The sequence below is a fragment of the Actinospica sp. genome (assembly GCF_035552695.1).
Lineage (GTDB): Bacteria > Actinomycetota > Actinomycetes > Streptomycetales > Catenulisporaceae > Actinospica.
Window position 1 is genome coordinate 1 of sequence record NZ_DASZKT010000199.1, and the last position, 16,194, is coordinate 16,194.

12 protein-coding genes are annotated in these 16,194 nt (G+C 71.3%); 6 read left to right on the plus strand and 6 right to left on the minus strand.

From position 1 onward, the window contains the following. Positions 1-29 precede the first annotated feature (29 nt). Together VG296_RS22855 and VG296_RS22860 are read right to left on the minus strand one after the other, a co-directional pair. Positions 30-518: a hypothetical protein gene (locus VG296_RS22855; RefSeq protein ID WP_325568892.1), complete on the minus strand. Its 489-nt coding sequence runs from the start codon at positions 516-518 to the stop codon at positions 30-32. A gap of 255 nt (positions 519-773) precedes the next feature. Then, on the minus strand, positions 774-1,772 hold the full coding sequence (locus VG296_RS22860) for an isopenicillin N synthase family dioxygenase (protein ID WP_325568894.1): 999 nt from the start codon (positions 1,770-1,772) through the stop codon (positions 774-776). Between the two features lie 416 nt (positions 1,773-2,188). On the opposite strand from VG296_RS22860, the gene VG296_RS22865 reads away from it, so the two are divergent. Next, a complete protein-coding gene (locus VG296_RS22865; RefSeq protein ID WP_325568896.1) occupies positions 2,189-3,484 on the plus strand; it encodes a bifunctional o-acetylhomoserine/o-acetylserine sulfhydrylase in 1,296 nt (431 codons plus the stop codon). 2 nt (positions 3,485-3,486) lie between these two features. Next, on the plus strand, positions 3,487-4,677 hold the full coding sequence (gene metX, locus VG296_RS22870; RefSeq protein ID WP_325568898.1) for a homoserine O-acetyltransferase MetX: 1,191 nt from the start codon (positions 3,487-3,489) through the stop codon (positions 4,675-4,677). On the opposite strand, the gene VG296_RS22875 is transcribed toward metX, so the two are convergent. The 4 genes from VG296_RS22875 to VG296_RS22890 all read right to left on the minus strand — a co-directional run bounded on the left by VG296_RS22875 (position 4,672) and on the right by VG296_RS22890 (position 9,033). Continuing rightward, positions 4,672-5,703, minus strand: a complete 1,032-nt coding sequence (locus VG296_RS22875; RefSeq protein WP_325568900.1) for an LLM class flavin-dependent oxidoreductase — start codon at positions 5,701-5,703, stop codon at positions 4,672-4,674. The two genes, metX and VG296_RS22875, sit on opposite strands and share 6 nt — an antisense overlap. Then, the gene (locus VG296_RS22880; protein WP_325568902.1) at positions 5,703-6,623 is read right to left on the minus strand and encodes a hypothetical protein; all 921 of its coding nucleotides are present in this window, start codon (positions 6,621-6,623) and stop codon (positions 5,703-5,705) included. The genes VG296_RS22875 and VG296_RS22880 overlap by 1 nt, the downstream gene beginning before the upstream one ends. Positions 6,624-6,734: 111 nt before the next feature. Then, positions 6,735-8,345: a S53 family peptidase gene (locus VG296_RS22885; RefSeq protein WP_325568904.1), complete on the minus strand. Its 1,611-nt coding sequence runs from the start codon at positions 8,343-8,345 to the stop codon at positions 6,735-6,737. A gap of 502 nt (positions 8,346-8,847) precedes the next feature. Continuing rightward, entirely contained in the window at positions 8,848-9,033 is a 186-nt protein-coding gene (locus VG296_RS22890; protein ID WP_325568906.1) for a hypothetical protein, read from the minus strand. Between the two features lie 181 nt (positions 9,034-9,214). Between VG296_RS22890 and VG296_RS22895 the strand changes: the two genes are divergently transcribed. From VG296_RS22895 to VG296_RS22910, 4 genes are read left to right on the plus strand one after another with little or no spacing between them, the layout of a single operon-like run. Then, positions 9,215-11,905 carry an FtsX-like permease family protein gene (locus tag VG296_RS22895; protein ID WP_325568908.1) on the plus strand — a complete coding sequence of 897 codons (2,691 nt, stop codon included), beginning with the start codon at positions 9,215-9,217 and terminating at the stop codon, positions 11,903-11,905. Further along, positions 11,902-14,556, plus strand: a complete 2,655-nt coding sequence (locus VG296_RS22900; protein ID WP_325568910.1) for a hypothetical protein — start codon at positions 11,902-11,904, stop codon at positions 14,554-14,556. The genes VG296_RS22895 and VG296_RS22900 overlap by 4 nt, the downstream gene beginning before the upstream one ends. After that, positions 14,553-15,503, plus strand: a complete 951-nt coding sequence (locus tag VG296_RS22905; protein ID WP_325568912.1) for an ABC transporter ATP-binding protein — start codon at positions 14,553-14,555, stop codon at positions 15,501-15,503. The genes VG296_RS22900 and VG296_RS22905 overlap by 4 nt, the downstream gene beginning before the upstream one ends. Further along, positions 15,500-16,192, plus strand: coding sequence for an ABC transporter ATP-binding protein (locus VG296_RS22910; protein WP_325568914.1), 693 nt, complete (start codon positions 15,500-15,502; stop codon positions 16,190-16,192). Before VG296_RS22905 ends, VG296_RS22910 begins: the two co-directional genes overlap by 4 nt. Positions 16,193-16,194 lie beyond the last annotated feature (2 nt).

Genomic DNA, 16,194 nt, shown 5'->3' on the forward strand with positions numbered 1-16,194 from the left:
TTGGTCGGACTTCTGGATCAGGCCGGGTATCACGCTCCAATCGATCGAGGTGACATCCGCTGAGTTCTCGCCCTGATCCACTTCGCTCCGGGTGTGTCGTCGGTGATCTGGCCGTTCTCGTACGTGTAGTCGTCGTAGGCGCCGGCCATGGACTTGCTCGGCGCGTCGAAGTCGGCGTAATCAGCGTACAGAGTCAGCTGGTAGACCTTCGTGGTGCCGATCAGGGATGGCAGGGCCTTGACGAACGTCTCGATCCCCGCAGGTGCCAGCAGGCTGGCAGCGCTGTCGGCGCCTGTGCTCGCGCTCGGCGAACTCGACGCGGAGGGCGTCGCCGGCGTGGACGCGGGTGCAATGGCGGCGCTCGCGGACGACCCTGGCGAACCGGTGCCGGACGCCGACGAGTCCGTCGAATGGCCACGCGTTACCCACAGGAGGGCACCGGCCAATCCCGCTGCGGCGGTCAGCGCCACCGCCACGCCGAAGAGGACTCCGCCGCGGCTCCTGCCGTTCGCGGGCACGGGCACAGACGCGGGCGCGCGTACGCCGTCGGCCGGGGATACCGAGTCCCAGGATCGAGACTGTCCGGAGGCGCCGACGGGCACAGCCGCGTCGGCGCCGGCTCCATGACCAGCCACGGGTGCCGCAGCCGAGCTTGTCCAGCAGTTGAAAGCGACCATCGACGACCACGGGCTCCATCGGCCCCTCGAGATTCACGCGAGTCATTTGTAGGGACGTCCGGTGAGGCGTTGAGACACGACGATGCGACCCGGACGCTAGGCCGCCGACCACCAGCGCTCCGCGACGCGCGGATGCGAACGCAGCCAGCCGAGGAGCGCCTTCTCCCCGAAGGCGGCCAGCAGCGGATTATCCGGGTCCTGCGTCACGCCGCGCGCCTGGGCGGCCAATTCCCGCGGGAGCGTCAGGGGTTCGACCACCGCGTCGAGACGGGGCCCGAGGAAGAACGGGATCGAATAGCGGTCGACGCCGGCGGCGGGGCTTACCACGCGGTGGTCGGTGGCCTTGAGATAGCCCCGCGTGGCGATCTCCAGCATCTCGCCGATGTTGAACACGAACGCGTCGGGCAGCGGGGGCACGTCGATCCACCCGCCGTCCGCCCCGCGCACCTGGAGGCCGCCCACCTCGTCCAGTTGGAGCAGCGCGAGGTAGCCGTAGTCCTTGTGCGCGCCGACGCCCTGCTTCGCGTCGGGCGCGGGCCGCCCGGGATAGTGCACGAGCTTGAGGTTCACGGCGGCCTCGGCGTCGAACCAGCCGTCGAAGTAGTCCTCGTCCTGGCCGAGCGCCGCGGCCAGCGCGCGCAGCACCTCGCGGCTGACCCGCAGCGCCTCGGCCTGCCACTCCAGCACGATCGGCTTGAGCTCGGGCAGCGCGGAAGGCCACTGATTCGGGCCGATCAGCCGCAGGTACGCGGGCTCGTCGGGGCCCGGATGCACGGCTTCGCGCTCGAGGCCGATGTCGATCTGCTCGCGCCAGTCGGTGGCCCCGGCCGTGTGCTCGGTACCGGTGCGGGTGTAGCCCCGGAACTGCGGCGAGTTCAGGTTCTCGATCTCCAGGCGGGCCGCCTCGGGCAGGGCGAAGAACTCCCTGGCCGCCTCCAGTGCGCGTGCGCGCAGTCCGGCGGGGACGCCGTGCCCGGTGACGTAGAAGAACCCTACTTCGTGTGCCGCGGCGCGCAGTTCGGCGAGGAAGGCATCGCGATCCGGCCCGCGGAAGCGGGAGACGTCGAGGACGGGAAGCGCGGCGGAAGTGGTCATGACGGCCCTTGGAGCGTCTCACGCACCGGCTCGAAGGTGATCATGATGCGGATTAAAGCATGCGCCGCACGCGGTGTCCACGAGCGACCAGACCGCGAGCGCCCACGTTGTCCGGAGGCCGGACCGGCATTGACATCCGCGCTCCGCTCGTTCAGGATCACGTTTCGTGACGAGGCCTTCTTCGCCTTTCTTCGCGCGGATCTATCTGGATACCGTGCACCTGACGGCTGCCGCGTGTCGCGCCGTCACCTCTGCCTGAGCGGCTTCCGCACACAGCTCTCCGCACATCACCCGCGCATGTCCGCGCGCCGAGCGCGCGCTCCTCCCCCATCCCTGCCGCGGCCCACCCTGCGCAAGGCCCGATCATTCGTGTCCTGATGCGCGGTCGGCGCGGCGTGCCCGAAAGGCCTTGCACCATGACCAGTGCCGACTGGAGCTTCGAGACCCGTCAGATCCACGCGGGCCAGCAACCCGATCCGGCGACCGGGGCCCGCGCCCTGCCGATCTACGCGACCACCTCGTACGTCTTCCGCGACACCGAGCACGCGGCGAGCCTGTTCGGCCTCGCCGAGACCGGCAACATCTACACGCGCATCATGAATCCGACGCAGGACGTCGTCGAGCAGCGCATCGCCTCGCTCGAGGGCGGCGTAGGCGCGCTGCTGCTCTCCTCCGGACAGGCCGCCGAGACGCTCGCGATCCTGAACCTCGCCGAGGCCGGAGACCACATCGTGTCCTCGGCGAGCCTGTACGGCGGCACCTACAACCTGTTCCACTACACGCTGCCGAAGCTCGGCATCCAGGTCTCGTTCGTCGAGGACCAGGACGACCCGGAGCAGTGGCGCGCGGCGACCCGGGAGAACACGAAGGCGTACTTCGCCGAGACCATCGGCAACCCGCAGGGCAACGTGCTGGACATCGCCGTGGTCGCGGACCTGGCGCACGAGGCCGGCGTCCCGCTGATCGTGGACAACACGATCGCCACGCCGTACCTGATCCGGCCCTTCGAGCACGGCGCCGACATCGTCGTGCACTCGGCGACCAAGTACCTCGGCGGGCACGGCACCGCGATCGGCGGGGCCATCGTGGACGGCGGCAGGTTCGACTGGTCGGCCAGCGGGAAGTTCCCCGGCTTCACCACGCCCGACCCGAGCTACCACGGCCTCGTCTACTGGGAGGCGCTCGGCGCGCTCAGCTACATCATCAAGGCCCGGGTGCAGCTGCTGCGCGACCTCGGCCCGGCGGTCTCGCCGTTCAACGCGTTCCTCTTCGCTCAGGGCATCGAGACGCTGAGCCTGCGCCTGGAGCGGCACGTGGCCAATGCGCAGCGGGTCGCCGAGTGGCTGGAGCAGCGCGACGAGGTGGAGCGGGTGCAGTACGCGGGCCTGCCGTCCAGCCCGTGGCACCGGCAGGCGCGGCGGTACGCGCCGAAGGGGGCGGGCGCCGTGCTCGCCTTCGAGATCAAGGGCGGCGTCGAGGCGGGCAGGCGGTTCGTCGACGCGCTCGAACTGTTCAGCCACGTCGCGAACATCGGCGATGTGCGCTCCCTGGTCATCCACCCGGCCTCGACCACGCACTCGCAGCTCAACCCCGATGAGCAGCTGACCACCGGCGTCACGCCCGGCCTGGTCCGCCTCGCGCTCGGCCTCGAAGGCGTCGAGGACCTGCTCGCCGACCTGGACGCCGGATTCCGCGCGGCCAAGGAGGCCTGACCGTGCCGGCGACGGAGCCGGTCGCTCCCCCTCCCGCCAGCGGTGCCTGGCGGGAGGGGGAGGACGATCCGGGGCGCCGCGACTTCCTGCGGGCGGATCGGCCGCTGGAGCTGGAGGTCGGCGGGCGGCTGCCCGGGGTCACCGTCGCCTACGAGACGTGGGGCACCCTGAACCCGCGGCGGGACAACGCGGTACTTGTGCTGCACGCGCTGACCGGCGACAGCCACGTCGCCGGCCGGCCGGGGCCCGGGCATCCGACGCCCGGCTGGTGGAACGCGCTCATCGGTCCCGGCCGCGCGCTGGACACGGACGAGTGGTTCGTCGTCGCACCGAACGTGCTCGGCGGGTGTCAGGGCACGACGGGACCGTCCTCGACCGCGCCGGACGGGCGTCCGTGGGGCTCGCGCTTCCCGCGGATCACGATCCGCGACCAGGTCGAGGCGGAGGTGCTGCTCGCCGACGCGCTCGGGATCGGCCGCTGGGCGTCGGTGTTCGGCGGATCGATGGGCGGGATGCGCGCGCTGGAGTGGGCCGTGACGTACCCCGACCGGGTCGGGTCGCTGCTCCTGCTGGCCGTCGGGGCGTACGCGACCGCGGATCAGATCGGTCTGCAGAGCACGCAGATCCACGCCGTGCGCGCGGACGGCCGGTTCAACGGCGGCGACTACTACGCCGCGGACCCGGGCGGCGGCCCGCACCTCGGGCTCGGCATCGCACGCCGTATCGCGCACCTGTCCTACCGCAGCGAGAACGAACTGGCGCGGCGATTCGGCCGCCTGTCGCAAGAGGGCGAGGACCCGCCTCGCTCGGGGCGCTACGCGGTCGAGTCGTATCTCGACCACCACGCGGCCAAGCTGGCGCGCCGCTTCGACGCCAACAGCTACGTGGTGCTCACCGAGGCGATGAACCACCACGACGTGGGACGGGGTCGGGACGGCGTCGCCGAAGCCCTGAAGCGGATCACCGCGCCCACCGTCGTCGGCGGCATCGACTCCGACCGGCTCTATCCGCCCTACCTGCAGGAGGAGTTGGCGCGGCTGATCCCCGGCGCCGACGGCCCGCACCTCGTCCGGTCGCCCTACGGCCACGACGCGTTCCTGATCGAGGCCGATGAGGTGGCCGCCCTGATGAGGCGGACGCTCGGCGTGAGTACGTCCACTGGCGCGACAGTCTCCCGGGGACGCGGCCTATAGCGACTCAGCGCGCCACGGCGTGATGACCCGGCGCCCGAACTCGGCCATCTCCTCGAGTTGCGGGGAGAACTGGAGGAGCAACAGGTCCACGCCTGCGCGCTCGTACGCCCGGATCCGGTCCGCGATCTGCTCGGGGGTTCCCACGAGGCCGGCGCGCAGTCCCCGATTGGAGACGCTGTACTCCTCGAGCGAGACGTGCGATTCGAGCTGGGAGCCCGCGAGGAAGTCGCGATAGGAGGCGTATGCCTGCTCCGAGGAGCGCACGTCCGTGATCCGCTCGACCTCGGCTCGCGCTTCGGCGTCGGTGTCGCGGCATACCACGTACCCTGCCATGCCGAACGTGAGCGGCGGGCGGCCGGACTCTGCGCGTAACCGCCGCATCTCGGCGATCTTCTCGGCGATGACGTCCGGGGCGTCGCCGTGCATCACGTACGCGTCTCCGAGCGCTGTGATGACCTCCTTCGCGCGGGGTGACTCGCCGCCCATGTAGACCGTCGGCGGGCTCTGCGGCTTCGGTTCGAGTTCGGTGGCCTCAAGCCGGTAGTGGGCACCGTCGTGGGTGACAGTGCGTTCTCGCAGCAACCTGCCCAGGACCGTGAGCCACTCCTCGGTACGCGCGTAACGGGCGTCATGGACGTCGAACGGCGCGCCGTACTGGAGTGCTTCCTCCCGCCACCAGGAGGAGACGACGTTCAGCGAGACGCGCCCGGGGGCGATGGTCTCCAGTGTGGAGATGGCCTTCGCGGTCGCGGTGGGCTGGTGGTAGTTGGGCCGCACCGCCAGCATCAGTTCCAGGCGCTCGGTGATCGCGGCGACGGCGGGGGCGAGGGTCCAGCAGTCCAGGGCCGGAGCCCCCGGTCCCTTGATGTCGTTGAGATTCAGCTCGGCGATCAGCGTCAGGTCGAATCCCGCGCGCTCGCTGACGGTGGCGAGTTCGCGGATGTACGGCCAGTCCGTGCTCATGCCCTCGTCGGGGACGTTGCGCAGCCAGCCGCCGAAGATCGGCATCCAGTATCCGAAGCGCATCAGGATCCGTTTCCTTCGTCGGCGGCGCCCAGCAGTCCCTTGAGGTACCGGGCGACGCGCCTCGGCCCGGCGTCGGCGGCAGCGGCGTCGACCTGCGGGTTGTAGTTCGTGGTCGCGTTCACGTCATAGGTGACGACGCGCCCGTCCTCGGTCTCGATGAATTCGAAGCCCGCGACGTCGATTCCCTGGCGGGCGGCGAAGCGCAGATACCGGCCGACGATCGGGTGGTCGTCGAACCCGTCGCGCAGCGCGAACAGGCTCTGCGACGGGACCGCGCACGCCTCGGCGGGACACAGCTCGAAACCGCCGCGGGCGGTGTCGGCGGTCAGGGCGTAGAGAAGCTCACCGCCGACGATCTCGACCCGGGTGATGACGGGCTTCGCGGCCCGGAGATGCTCCTGAACGAGGGTGATTCCGTCGACCGGTGGCTCGTATTCGCTCGAATCCAGATATTCGGCGAACTCGGCGACGGACTCGAAGCGGCGCACGCCGAGCCCCTTGCCCCCTTGGTTGGGCTTGACGATGAACGGGGTCGGGAGCTTTCCAGCCGCGTCGAGCTGCTCGGCCCGGCCCACGGCGGCGAACGTGAGCGGGACCTCGATGCCCGAGGCGCGCAACGCCGCGAGCTGAGCGGCCTTGCTCATCTCCAACTCGAGGACGCGACGGCCGTTGACCACGCGGCGCCCGTGCGCCTCGAGCCAGGAGAGCACCGCGCGCGCATGCTCCTTGGCGTGCGGACGGCCGCGTGCGGCCGAGGAGGCGCTGATCCGCGACCAGTACAGGCCGGGAGGCGGTTCGGCGCCGAGGTCGAGCGTCCCCACGCCGAGCAGCCACTGCTCGTGCTCGAGGCCTTCGGCGTCGAACGCGGCGGCGAGCGGCGGATACCAGTCGGGGTTGTCGTGCAGCACGCGCAGCTTCACGGCGCCTGTCCTTACCGAAATCCGGGGCGTCAAACCAATGCGACGGGCGCGGTCCGTCGGCCGGACCGCGCCCGTCAGGGTGCTGTTACTCAGTGCAGTCGGTCACGCGGTTCAGAGTTCGTCCGCGATGAACGCGCCGCCGTTGTACGAGCCCCAGCCGGTCACCTCGTCGTAGCCGGTGCCCGCGCTGTAGCCGCCGTTGTTCCCGCTGGTGACGTCGTGGAACACGGAGTTGTACAGCGAGGACGCGGCGACCGTGTAGATCTCCGAGTTGGCGTAGCCGAACTTGGCGCCGCCGAGCGCGGATGCGGCCGAGTCGTAGTCCGCGCTGAACGCCGCCCAGTTGGGCGCCGCCGCGCTGGTGCCCCAGACGCTCTCGTAGGTGCCGTCGGCGTCGATGGTCCACGGGCTGTTGTTGCCGCCCGCCGCGGAGACGTCCGGCACCTCGCGGTGGCCGGAGCTGTTGACCGAGGACTGGAAGCTCGGGGTGCTGAACTCGACGGACTGACCGCCGCCGCTGCCGGACCAGCCGGTCTCGCTCGCCCACTTGCCCGAGGTGACGGTCAGGTTGGTCCCGCCCACGCCCGAGACGTACTGGTCCGAGGCCGGGAAGTCCACCGACAGGCTCGAGCCGTTGTCGTCGGCGCCGCTGTCGCCGGAGGCCGCGTACACGGACTGGCCCTGGGCCGCGGCCTCCTCGAAGTCGGCGTCGTCGGAGGAGAGGTTGTTCTCGTCCTGCTCCGGCTCGCCCCAGCTGCTGGAGATGACCGGGACGTCACTGCTCACGAGGGCCGCGTACAGGGCGACCTCGCCGGCGTCCGAGTTCGGCGCCTCGTACACCTTGATGGTGGCCTTCGGCGCGAGCGCGTAGTCGACCTCGATGTCGAGCTCGTCCTCGACGGAGCCCGAGGAGTCGGTGGTGCCGCCGTCCACGTTGACCACGGACGCCGCGGTGGCGCCGAGGCTGTACTTCGAGTTGTAGCCCGCGACGGCGGACGCGGAGTACGCGGAGAACTCCGCGAGGCCGATCGTCTCGCCGGAGCCGTTGTACCCGCTGGAGATGTCCGACGTGAGGTTGTAGCCCTCACGCGCGAGCGTCGGCGTCAGCACGGTGCCGGCGTGCGAGGTCGCCGCCTCGGACTGCAGCGAGTACGTGTGCAGCGCCTCGTTGTCGAGCCCGGCCACGGAGCTGACCGCGGAGGCGACGTCGGCCGGCAGCGAGGGCGCGGCGGCGTTGGCGTAGAAGGACTTCCCGCCCGCGGCGTACGTGCCGATGCTGACGTCGAACGCCTTCTCCACCTGGGCCGCGGTACCGGACACCGGCAGCGTCAGGTGGTTCGCGCTGACCTGCCCGACCGACAGGCCTTCGGACTTGAGGTACGAGGTCACTTGCGCGACCTGCGCGTTCGTCGCACCGTACGCGGCGGCGTACTGAGCCACCGTCAGGTAGTGCTTGTACGACGTCGAGCGCGAGTCGGAGACGGCCTTGACGAAGGCGTCCAGGGAGGCCTTGTCGCGCGGGGTGAGGCTGACCTCGAGTCCCAGCTTCTGGTTCGCGGCGACCGCGCCGGTGCGGGCGGCGTGGTCGAGCGCCGGGGCGATCACGCCGGCCAGCGCGATACGGCCGGACGGGGCGGTCGACGCGCTGGCGGTGGGCAGCGCGAGCGCGAGGATCGGGAGCGGCGCGGCGAGCAGGCTGACTATTCGGAGTTTGACTTTCACGGTCCATTCCTGTGGGTAGTTGGAATAGAAGAAACGTCATCGCGGACGCGTACTCGTGGGTGAGAACGGCCGATTATTGGTGACGCACTCACGTTATCCCGTAGCGACACCACGGTAAACAGCATCTCACGCCAGGTAACAAAAGATTAACCTTGCAGTGCCACCTACCTGCGGAGAGCATTGGAGAATGACGTATCGACAGACGTGCCACAAAGGGGCTCGACTGCTTTAGATTGATATCCGTATTCTGATATGCGCAGGCATGCGGCGCATGAGGAAATGGGCGGCATTCACCGCAGAAGAAGGAAGAACGGCCTTTTCCCGTGCGCTGTCAGCTGGTCAGACGCAGCGGCGACACGAGCAGGACCACACCCGGCAGAGGTCGATGTGGCTGCGGGTGACCAGCGTCATGACGATGGCGCGGCCGGGGATCATGCCCATATTCGTACCAGGCTTCCCCGGCCTCCGGCAATCCCCGCCGGGCCCGGATGGCGCTCGCCGGTCACCGGTGCGCGAGGCGGCGCAGCCTGCGGGCGAAGCGGTGGGCGCCGAACCGGGCCTCGGCGCCGGTCTGCTTGATCTCGCCGCGCAGTTCCATCCACCGCTTGCCGGCGGCCCGGCCCTTGATCGCCAGCGACTTGCCCTTCGCCATGTCGACGACCTGGCGCATCGTTCGGGACGCGGTCATGAGTGTGTCCTCCATTCCGCCAACCATCCCGCCGAGAGCGCCGCGACGACGCTTCGGCCGCACCCGGTTGCCCCGATATGGGCAATTCATGCAGCGCACCTGCGGCGCAGTGCGCGATTCCGGTGTACGGTGCCCGGCTGGGGCACGTGGGTCTCGGGGTGCTGGGTCACGGGAGGGATATATGGGTGCGCATGTGGTGCGCCGGGCGTGGGTGCCGGTGGCGCTGCGCCGGATGCGGGTCCACCGCACCGTGTTGGCCGCCGTGATCGTGACCGTGGCACTGACCACCGCGTTCGCCGCGGCGCTCATCACATATAGCAGCCAGGCGGGGGACGCCGCGGTGCGCAGCGCGCTGCGGAATGCCGGCGGCACGGCGATCACGTTCTCCGGTGCGGCGCCCGCGGAACCCGTGGACCAGGCCACGGCCCAGATCCGCGGACAGCTGGCCGGCGCGCTCGGCGGCATCGGCGTGACCGTGTACGCGGCGCCCGAACTCGAATCGCTGGCTCTGCCGGGTTCCACGCCGGTGGCCGGCAAGGTGGCCACGCTGCTCGCGCCGACGGACCTGGCCGCGCACGGGAGACTCGTCGCGGGCTCCTGGCCGCACGCGGGTTCGGCGGACCCGGGCGGCGACGTGCCGATCGCGCTGGACCGCGCGGCCGCGACGATCCTCGGGGCCGGCCCGGGCAGCCGAATCACGACGCTGACAACCGGCGGGACCTCGGCGACGTTCGCGGTGACCGGCGTGTTCACCCCGATCGACCCGCAGAGCGCTTACTGGACGCTGGATCCGCTGGCCGGGGCGGGAAGCCAGGCGAGCAGCGGCTACACGACGTTCGGTCCGTTCTTCACCGACGCCTCGTACCTCGACGGCGGCACGCTCGCGGCCCAGCAGATGGAGTGGGAGGCCGTACCCGACACGCAGGAGATCGGCGCGTCCGGCCTGGTCGCGCGCTCCGCCGCCCTTGAGAGGGTGCTTTCTCAGTTCGGCCACAGCAGCGCTCTCGGCAATCCCGGGATCGCCACCGAACTTCCGCCGCTCCTGACGAACCTCGCCTCGGCCGCCCTCGTCGCGCAGTCGCTCGTGTACGCCGAACTCCTCGAGCTGCTCGTCGTGGCCATCGCGGCTCTCTTCATCGTCGTACGGCTGCTGACGGAGGTCCGCGAGACGGAGGCCGCGCTGCTGTGGGCGCGCGGCGGCACCGGGCCGCAGCTGATCCGGCTGCGCGCGACCGAATCCGTGCTGCTTGCCACGCCCGCCGTGCTGATCTCCCCGTTCGCCGCGAGTCCGCTAGCCGCGACGATCGGCACCTTGGGCGGCGGACAGAGCGCTTCCTTCCCGCACGACGCCATTCCGGTGGCGGTGTGGGCGGGAGTCGTCGGCTGCGCGCTCGGCGCGGTCGCGGTGATCCTGGCCCCGGCCTTCGGATCGGCGGTCTCGCCGCTGGCGCTGCGGACCAAACGGAGCAGGCAGGGCGCGGTGACGGCCGTCGGCCGGGCGGGCTTCGACCTCGCTCTGCTCGCGCTGGCGGGATTCGCCTGCTGGCAACTGCTCTCGACCGGCTCGATCGTCGGCACCGACCAGTCGGGGAACGCGACCTACTCCCCCATCGTGATCGCGGCGCCCGCGCTGGCCCTGGCCGCGGGCGCGGCCCTCGCGCTGCGGCTGCTGCCGCCGGCCGCGCGGCTCGGCGACCGGTTGGCTCGACGGGGCCGAGCCCTGGCGGTGCCTCTGGCGTTCTGGCAGACGGGACGCAAACCCCTCAGGCTCGCCGGTCCGGTGCTGCTCACGATGCTCGCCGTCGCCACCGGGGTCCTCTCGCTCAGCGAATACGCCAGCGCGGAGCGGTCGGCCGCCGACCAGGCCACGTTCACCGTCGGCGCCGACGCGGACGTGCGCCTGTCCTCGGGCCAGTTCACCACCGCCGACCTGGCCGAGCTCGCCTCATCGCCGGGTGTGAGTGCGGTGAGCCCGCTGTTCCGGTCCACGTTCGTGCCGAGCGGAAGCAGTTCGCTGCAGAGCACGTTGCTCGCCGTCGACCCGGCGGGCGCGGCACATACCGTGACGCTGCGCGCCGACCTTTCGACCGCCTCACTCAGCGTCCTGATGAATGACGTGGCCCATCGGCCGGACGCGAGCGGAGACCTCCCGGCCATCGCGACCCAGGCCCTGGCGCACGAACTCAACCTCGGCGTCGGCGACCTCACGTCGGTCCCGGTCGGCACGGGCAATCTCAAGGTGCGGATCGTCGCGATCGTGGCCGGATTCCCGACGATCTCGACCGCGGGCGGTGGCCTGGTCGTGAGCGACGGCGCGGCGAAGCTCGCGCCGAACGAGGCGTGGCTGAACGACTCGTCGACCGCGACGCCGCGTAACCTGCCGGCGGCTTCCGTCGTCACGTTCCGCACGCAGGTCCAGCAGCAGCTGCGCTCGGCGCCCTTGGCCGAGGAACCGCTGCGGGCGCTGCTTGCCGTGGCTCTCGCGACGACGCTGCTGGCGTTGTGCGGACTGATCGTCAGTGTCCTGAGTACGGGCGCGGAGCGCTCGGCCGAGTTCGCGCTCCTCGACGCCCTCGGGTTCTCTCGTCGCGGGCGGATCGGCACGTTGTGCCTCGAACAGGCGCTGCTCGTCGTCCCCGGGGCACTGGCCGGCGTCGCGCTCGGCTTGCTGCTGGGCCGCGTCGTGATCCCGGTCGCGACGCTGACCGCCGATGCGGCCAAGCCGCAGCCGCCGGTGACGGTGCTCACGCCGTGGCCGCAGGTGGTGATCGGGGTCGCGGCATTGCTCGCCGCGCCGCTGGTCACCGCCGCTATCGCCGGGTCTCGTCGGCGGGAGACGGCCGCCGTACTGCGGGAAGGAGCGGACCGGTGAGCCGGCCTCATCTCAGGGCACATCGTTACCCGGGCATCACCCTGCTGCTCGTTCTCAGCTTCCTGACGGCCCTCTTCGCCGCCGGCGTCCCGGGCCTGGTGGAACGCGCGCTGACGAGTTCGCTACAGCAGAGCCTTGATGGAACCGGGCCGGTCGACGATTCGGTCACCGCCCTCGCACAGCCGTCTCCGCGAACTGACTCCACATCGATATCCAGCGCTTTGCACACCTTCGCCGCCGGCGTGCCGGGCGACGCGCGGCCGCAGACGAGCCGGGCTTGGGACGGCGCCTACCTCGGCACCCAAGTGCCTGTTCACGGCGCGGCGTTCCCGGCGACGTTCAACCTCGAATACCGCAGCACGCTCGACGCGCATCTTCGGCTGCTGACCGGTTCGCTGCCCGTCACCGCCAGCTCGGGCAATGGCAACGAGGTCTTCCAGGTCGCACTCACGGCAGCCGACGCGAAGCTCTTCGACGCGCACATCGGAAGCGTGATCGTCGGCGGCAAATTCGGCAACTACGAGCTTCAGGTCACCGGGATCGTCCAGCCGACCGACCCGTCCTCGGCGTTCTGGAACTACGACCCCGCGCTCGCGGCCCCGGTGCCGCAGAAGAACCGGGACGGCAGCACCACCTGGTTGACGGCCGCGCTCATCGGGCCCGACGAGCTTTCGGCTCTCACGTCGGTGCAGTATCCGGCCGGGAAGCCGGACCCGTTCACCGCGATCTACTGCGTCCCGCTGGCCACCGGCGGGTACGCGGCGTCGGACGTCGGGACGCTGCTGAACGAGCTGAACGCCTTCGAATCCGGCACCGTCAGCACGGCACTGCACGTGCAGATCACGGCCGGGCCCGTCACGACCCTGTCCGCCTTCGAGTCCCAGCGCACCGCGGTCGACTCCGTGCTCAGCCTGATCATGATCGGGGTGGCGACGGTCGGCGCGGCCACCGTGCTGCTCTGCGCCCGACTGGTGATCTCCCGGCGCCGCACGCACTTCGCACTGCTTCGAGCCCGCGGCCAGTCATTGCCGCAGCTCGCCCGCCAAGTGCTCGGCGACCTCGGGTCGCCGATCGCGCTCGCGCTCGTGGTTGCCGGGGGCTTGGCAACGACGGTGGTCCGCGGCCTCGGTACGCAGTCTGAGTTCCTGTTCGGCGCGGTCGCCCTCGTCGTGCTCGGCGGACCTCCGCTGCTGGCCGTGCTCGACCACCGCGGCACCGCCCGCCTGCGCACCGACCGCGGCGACCTCGTCCGGCGCCGCCCGAAGGCCCGGCGCCGCGTCTTCGAGCTCGTACTCGTACTGCTCGCCGTCGCGGCGGTGGCGGGGCTTCGGCAGCGCGGCCTCGGCGGCTCGGGCCAGGGCTCGAATACGCTCGGCGCGCTCGCGCCGATCCTGGTCGCCGCCGTGGCCACCGCCGTCGCAGTGCGCTGCTACCCGCTGCTGCTCGCGCCGGCCGCCCGCGCCGCGCGGCGGAGCAACGGCGCCACCGCGTTCCTCGGCCTGGCCGGGGCGGCGCGCTCCTCGCTCGGCCTCGCCCTGCCCACCTTCGGCATCGTGCTCACGCTCACCCTGGCCGCGCTCGGCGGCCTGGCCTATCACAACGTCGAGTCCGGGCGGGTCGCGGAGTCCTGGCTGCAGACCGGGACGGACGCCTCGATCACGCTGAGCACCGGGACCGACCCGACGCAGGCGGCCGCCGCGGTCACGGCGCTCCAGAAGGTACCCGGCGTCACGCACGCGACCGCCATCGCAACGCAACCACTCGACAGCACCACCGGCGACGCGGCGGCGGTCTACGCGGTGGATCCGAGCTCGTACCCGGCGGTCGCCGCCGATTCGCCCTGGCCGATGAACGCGTCTCTGCCGACGCACAGCGGAACGGGCCCCGTCCCGGTCGTGGTGTCGGCGGACAGCGGGTACGCGGTCGGCACGGAGTTCGATCTCGAACCCGGCTCCGCTCCGCCGTTCGACGCGCGGGTCGTGGGCACGCAGGCGCAGAGCCCGGTCCGGCTCGCGGCCGCGCCGGGCGAGCCGTTCGTTCTGGTGCCCTCCTGGGCTGTCGAGGCGAACCCGCAGTTCTGGCCGGTCTCCGAGATCCTGTTGTCCGGCAACGGAATCGACGAGGCGAAGGTGGCCGCCGCACTGGCCCGCACCGTGCCCGGAGACAATCGGGTCACGTACCGGACCGACGCCCTCGACCGGCTCTCGCACCTGCCGCTCAGCGGCCTGGCCGCATTCGGGTACGTTCTCGGACTGGTGGCGGCCGGCTGCTTCGGGATCTGCGGGATCCTGATCGCGCTGGCCCTGACCGCTGCCCCGCGTGCCCGCCGGCTGACGCTGCTCGGCACGCTGGGGCTGAGCCCGCGACAGGCGCGCGGGATCGCGCTCGCCGAGACCGCGCCGTTGGCCGCGAGCACCGCGCTCGGCGGGCTGCTGGCCGCGCTGGCGCTGCCCGTGGTCTTCGGCAGCGCACTGAACCTGACCGTGTTCACCGGGCTGGCCACCGAGACCGGGCTCCGGCTCGACGCGGCCACCCCGCTGCTGACCGTGGCCGCCGCGCTGGCGCTGACCGGCTGCGGCGTGCTGGCGCAGGCCGCGATCAACGCGCGCCGCAACGTCCCCGCGCAGCTGAGGATGGGAGAGGACGCATGACCGACGCGAAAGCGCCCGCCACCGATCTGGCGAGCCTGGAGTTCGAGGCCGAGGCCGCCGCCCGGGCGCGCGCGGACTACGGCGCCGACGCGCTGATCCAGTGCGACCGACTCGTCCGGGTGTACGCGGCGGACGGCGTCGAGGTGCAGGCGTTGCAGGGCCTTGACCTGCTGATTCGGCCGGGCGAGCTGACCGCGATCGTCGGCGCCTCCGGCTCGGGCAAGTCGACCCTGCTCAACATCCTGTCGGGCCTCGACCGGCCGACCGCGGGCCGGGCCAGGGTCGCGGACCACGACCTGCTCACGATGAAGGGGCGGGAGCGGCTGCGCTACCGGCGCGAGACCGTCGGGTTCATCTGGCAGCAGACCGGTCGCAACCTGCTGCCCTACCTCGACGCGCGGGAGAACATCGAGACCCCGCTGCGGCTCGCCGGGGTCCGCCGGGTCGAGCGACTGCGCCGCGCAGAGGCACTGCTGCAGCTGCTCGGCATCGGCTACTGCGGCGATCGTCGGCCCGGCCAGCTCTCCGGCGGGGAGCAGCAGCGGGTGGCGATCGGCGTGGCGCTGGCCAATCGCCCGAAGGTGGTGCTGGCCGACGAGCCCACCGGCGAGCTCGACACGGCCTCGGCGGACACCGTCTTCCAGGCGCTGCGTACCGCGAACGCGGAGCTGGGCGTGGCAGTGCTCGTCGTCACCCACGACGAGCACGTCTCCAGCCAGGTGCCGCGCACGGTGCAGATCAGGGACGGCCGCACCAGCAGCGAGGTGCTGCGCACCGAGTTCGGCGAGCGTGCCACGGCGCAGGAGTACGCGCTGCTCGACCGCGCCGGGCGGATCCAGCTGCCCGCCGAATACGTCGAGGCGCTCGACCTGCGCGACCGGGTGCGGCTCGGCCTCGAACCGGAACAGATCACCGTCCGCGCGGACCGCGAGGAGCCGACGATATGAGCGACGCGACGATCGTGCGCGCCGAGGGGCTGCGCCGCAGCTACGGCAGCGGAACGGCGACGGTGGAGGCGCTGCGCGGTGTCAGTTTCACCATCGGCGCCGGGGAGCTCGTCGTGCTGCGCGGCCGTTCCGGCTCCGGCAAGACCACGCTGCTGAACCTGCTCGGCGGACTCGACCGCCCGAGCGGCGGCGCGATCACCGTCGCCGGCCGGCGGCTCGACGAGATCTCGCAGGCGAAGCTGCTCGAACTGCGCCGCGAGAAGGTGTCGTTCATCTTCCAGTCCTTCGGCCTGATCCCGATCCTCAGCGCGGCGGAGAACGTCGGCGTCCCGCTGCGCCTGCTCGGCGTCCCGGCCGCCCGGCGCGAGGACCGTGCCAGGACCCTGCTACGCCTGGTCGGCCTCGGCGACCACATGCAGCAGCGCGCGCACGAGCTCTCCGGCGGCCAGCAGCAGCGCGTCGCCATCGCCCGCGCGCTCGCCGCCCAGCCGACCCTGTTGCTCGCCGACGAGCCGACCGGCCAACTCGACTCCCAGACCGGCGCCCAGATCATGCGCCTGCTGCGCACCCTCGTGCACTCCGAGGGCGTGACCGCGCTCATCGCCACCCACGACAAGGCCCTGGTGCAGATCGCCGACCGGGTGCTGACGATCTCCGACGGCCTGCTGACCGAGGGGCTCGGGGACTAGCT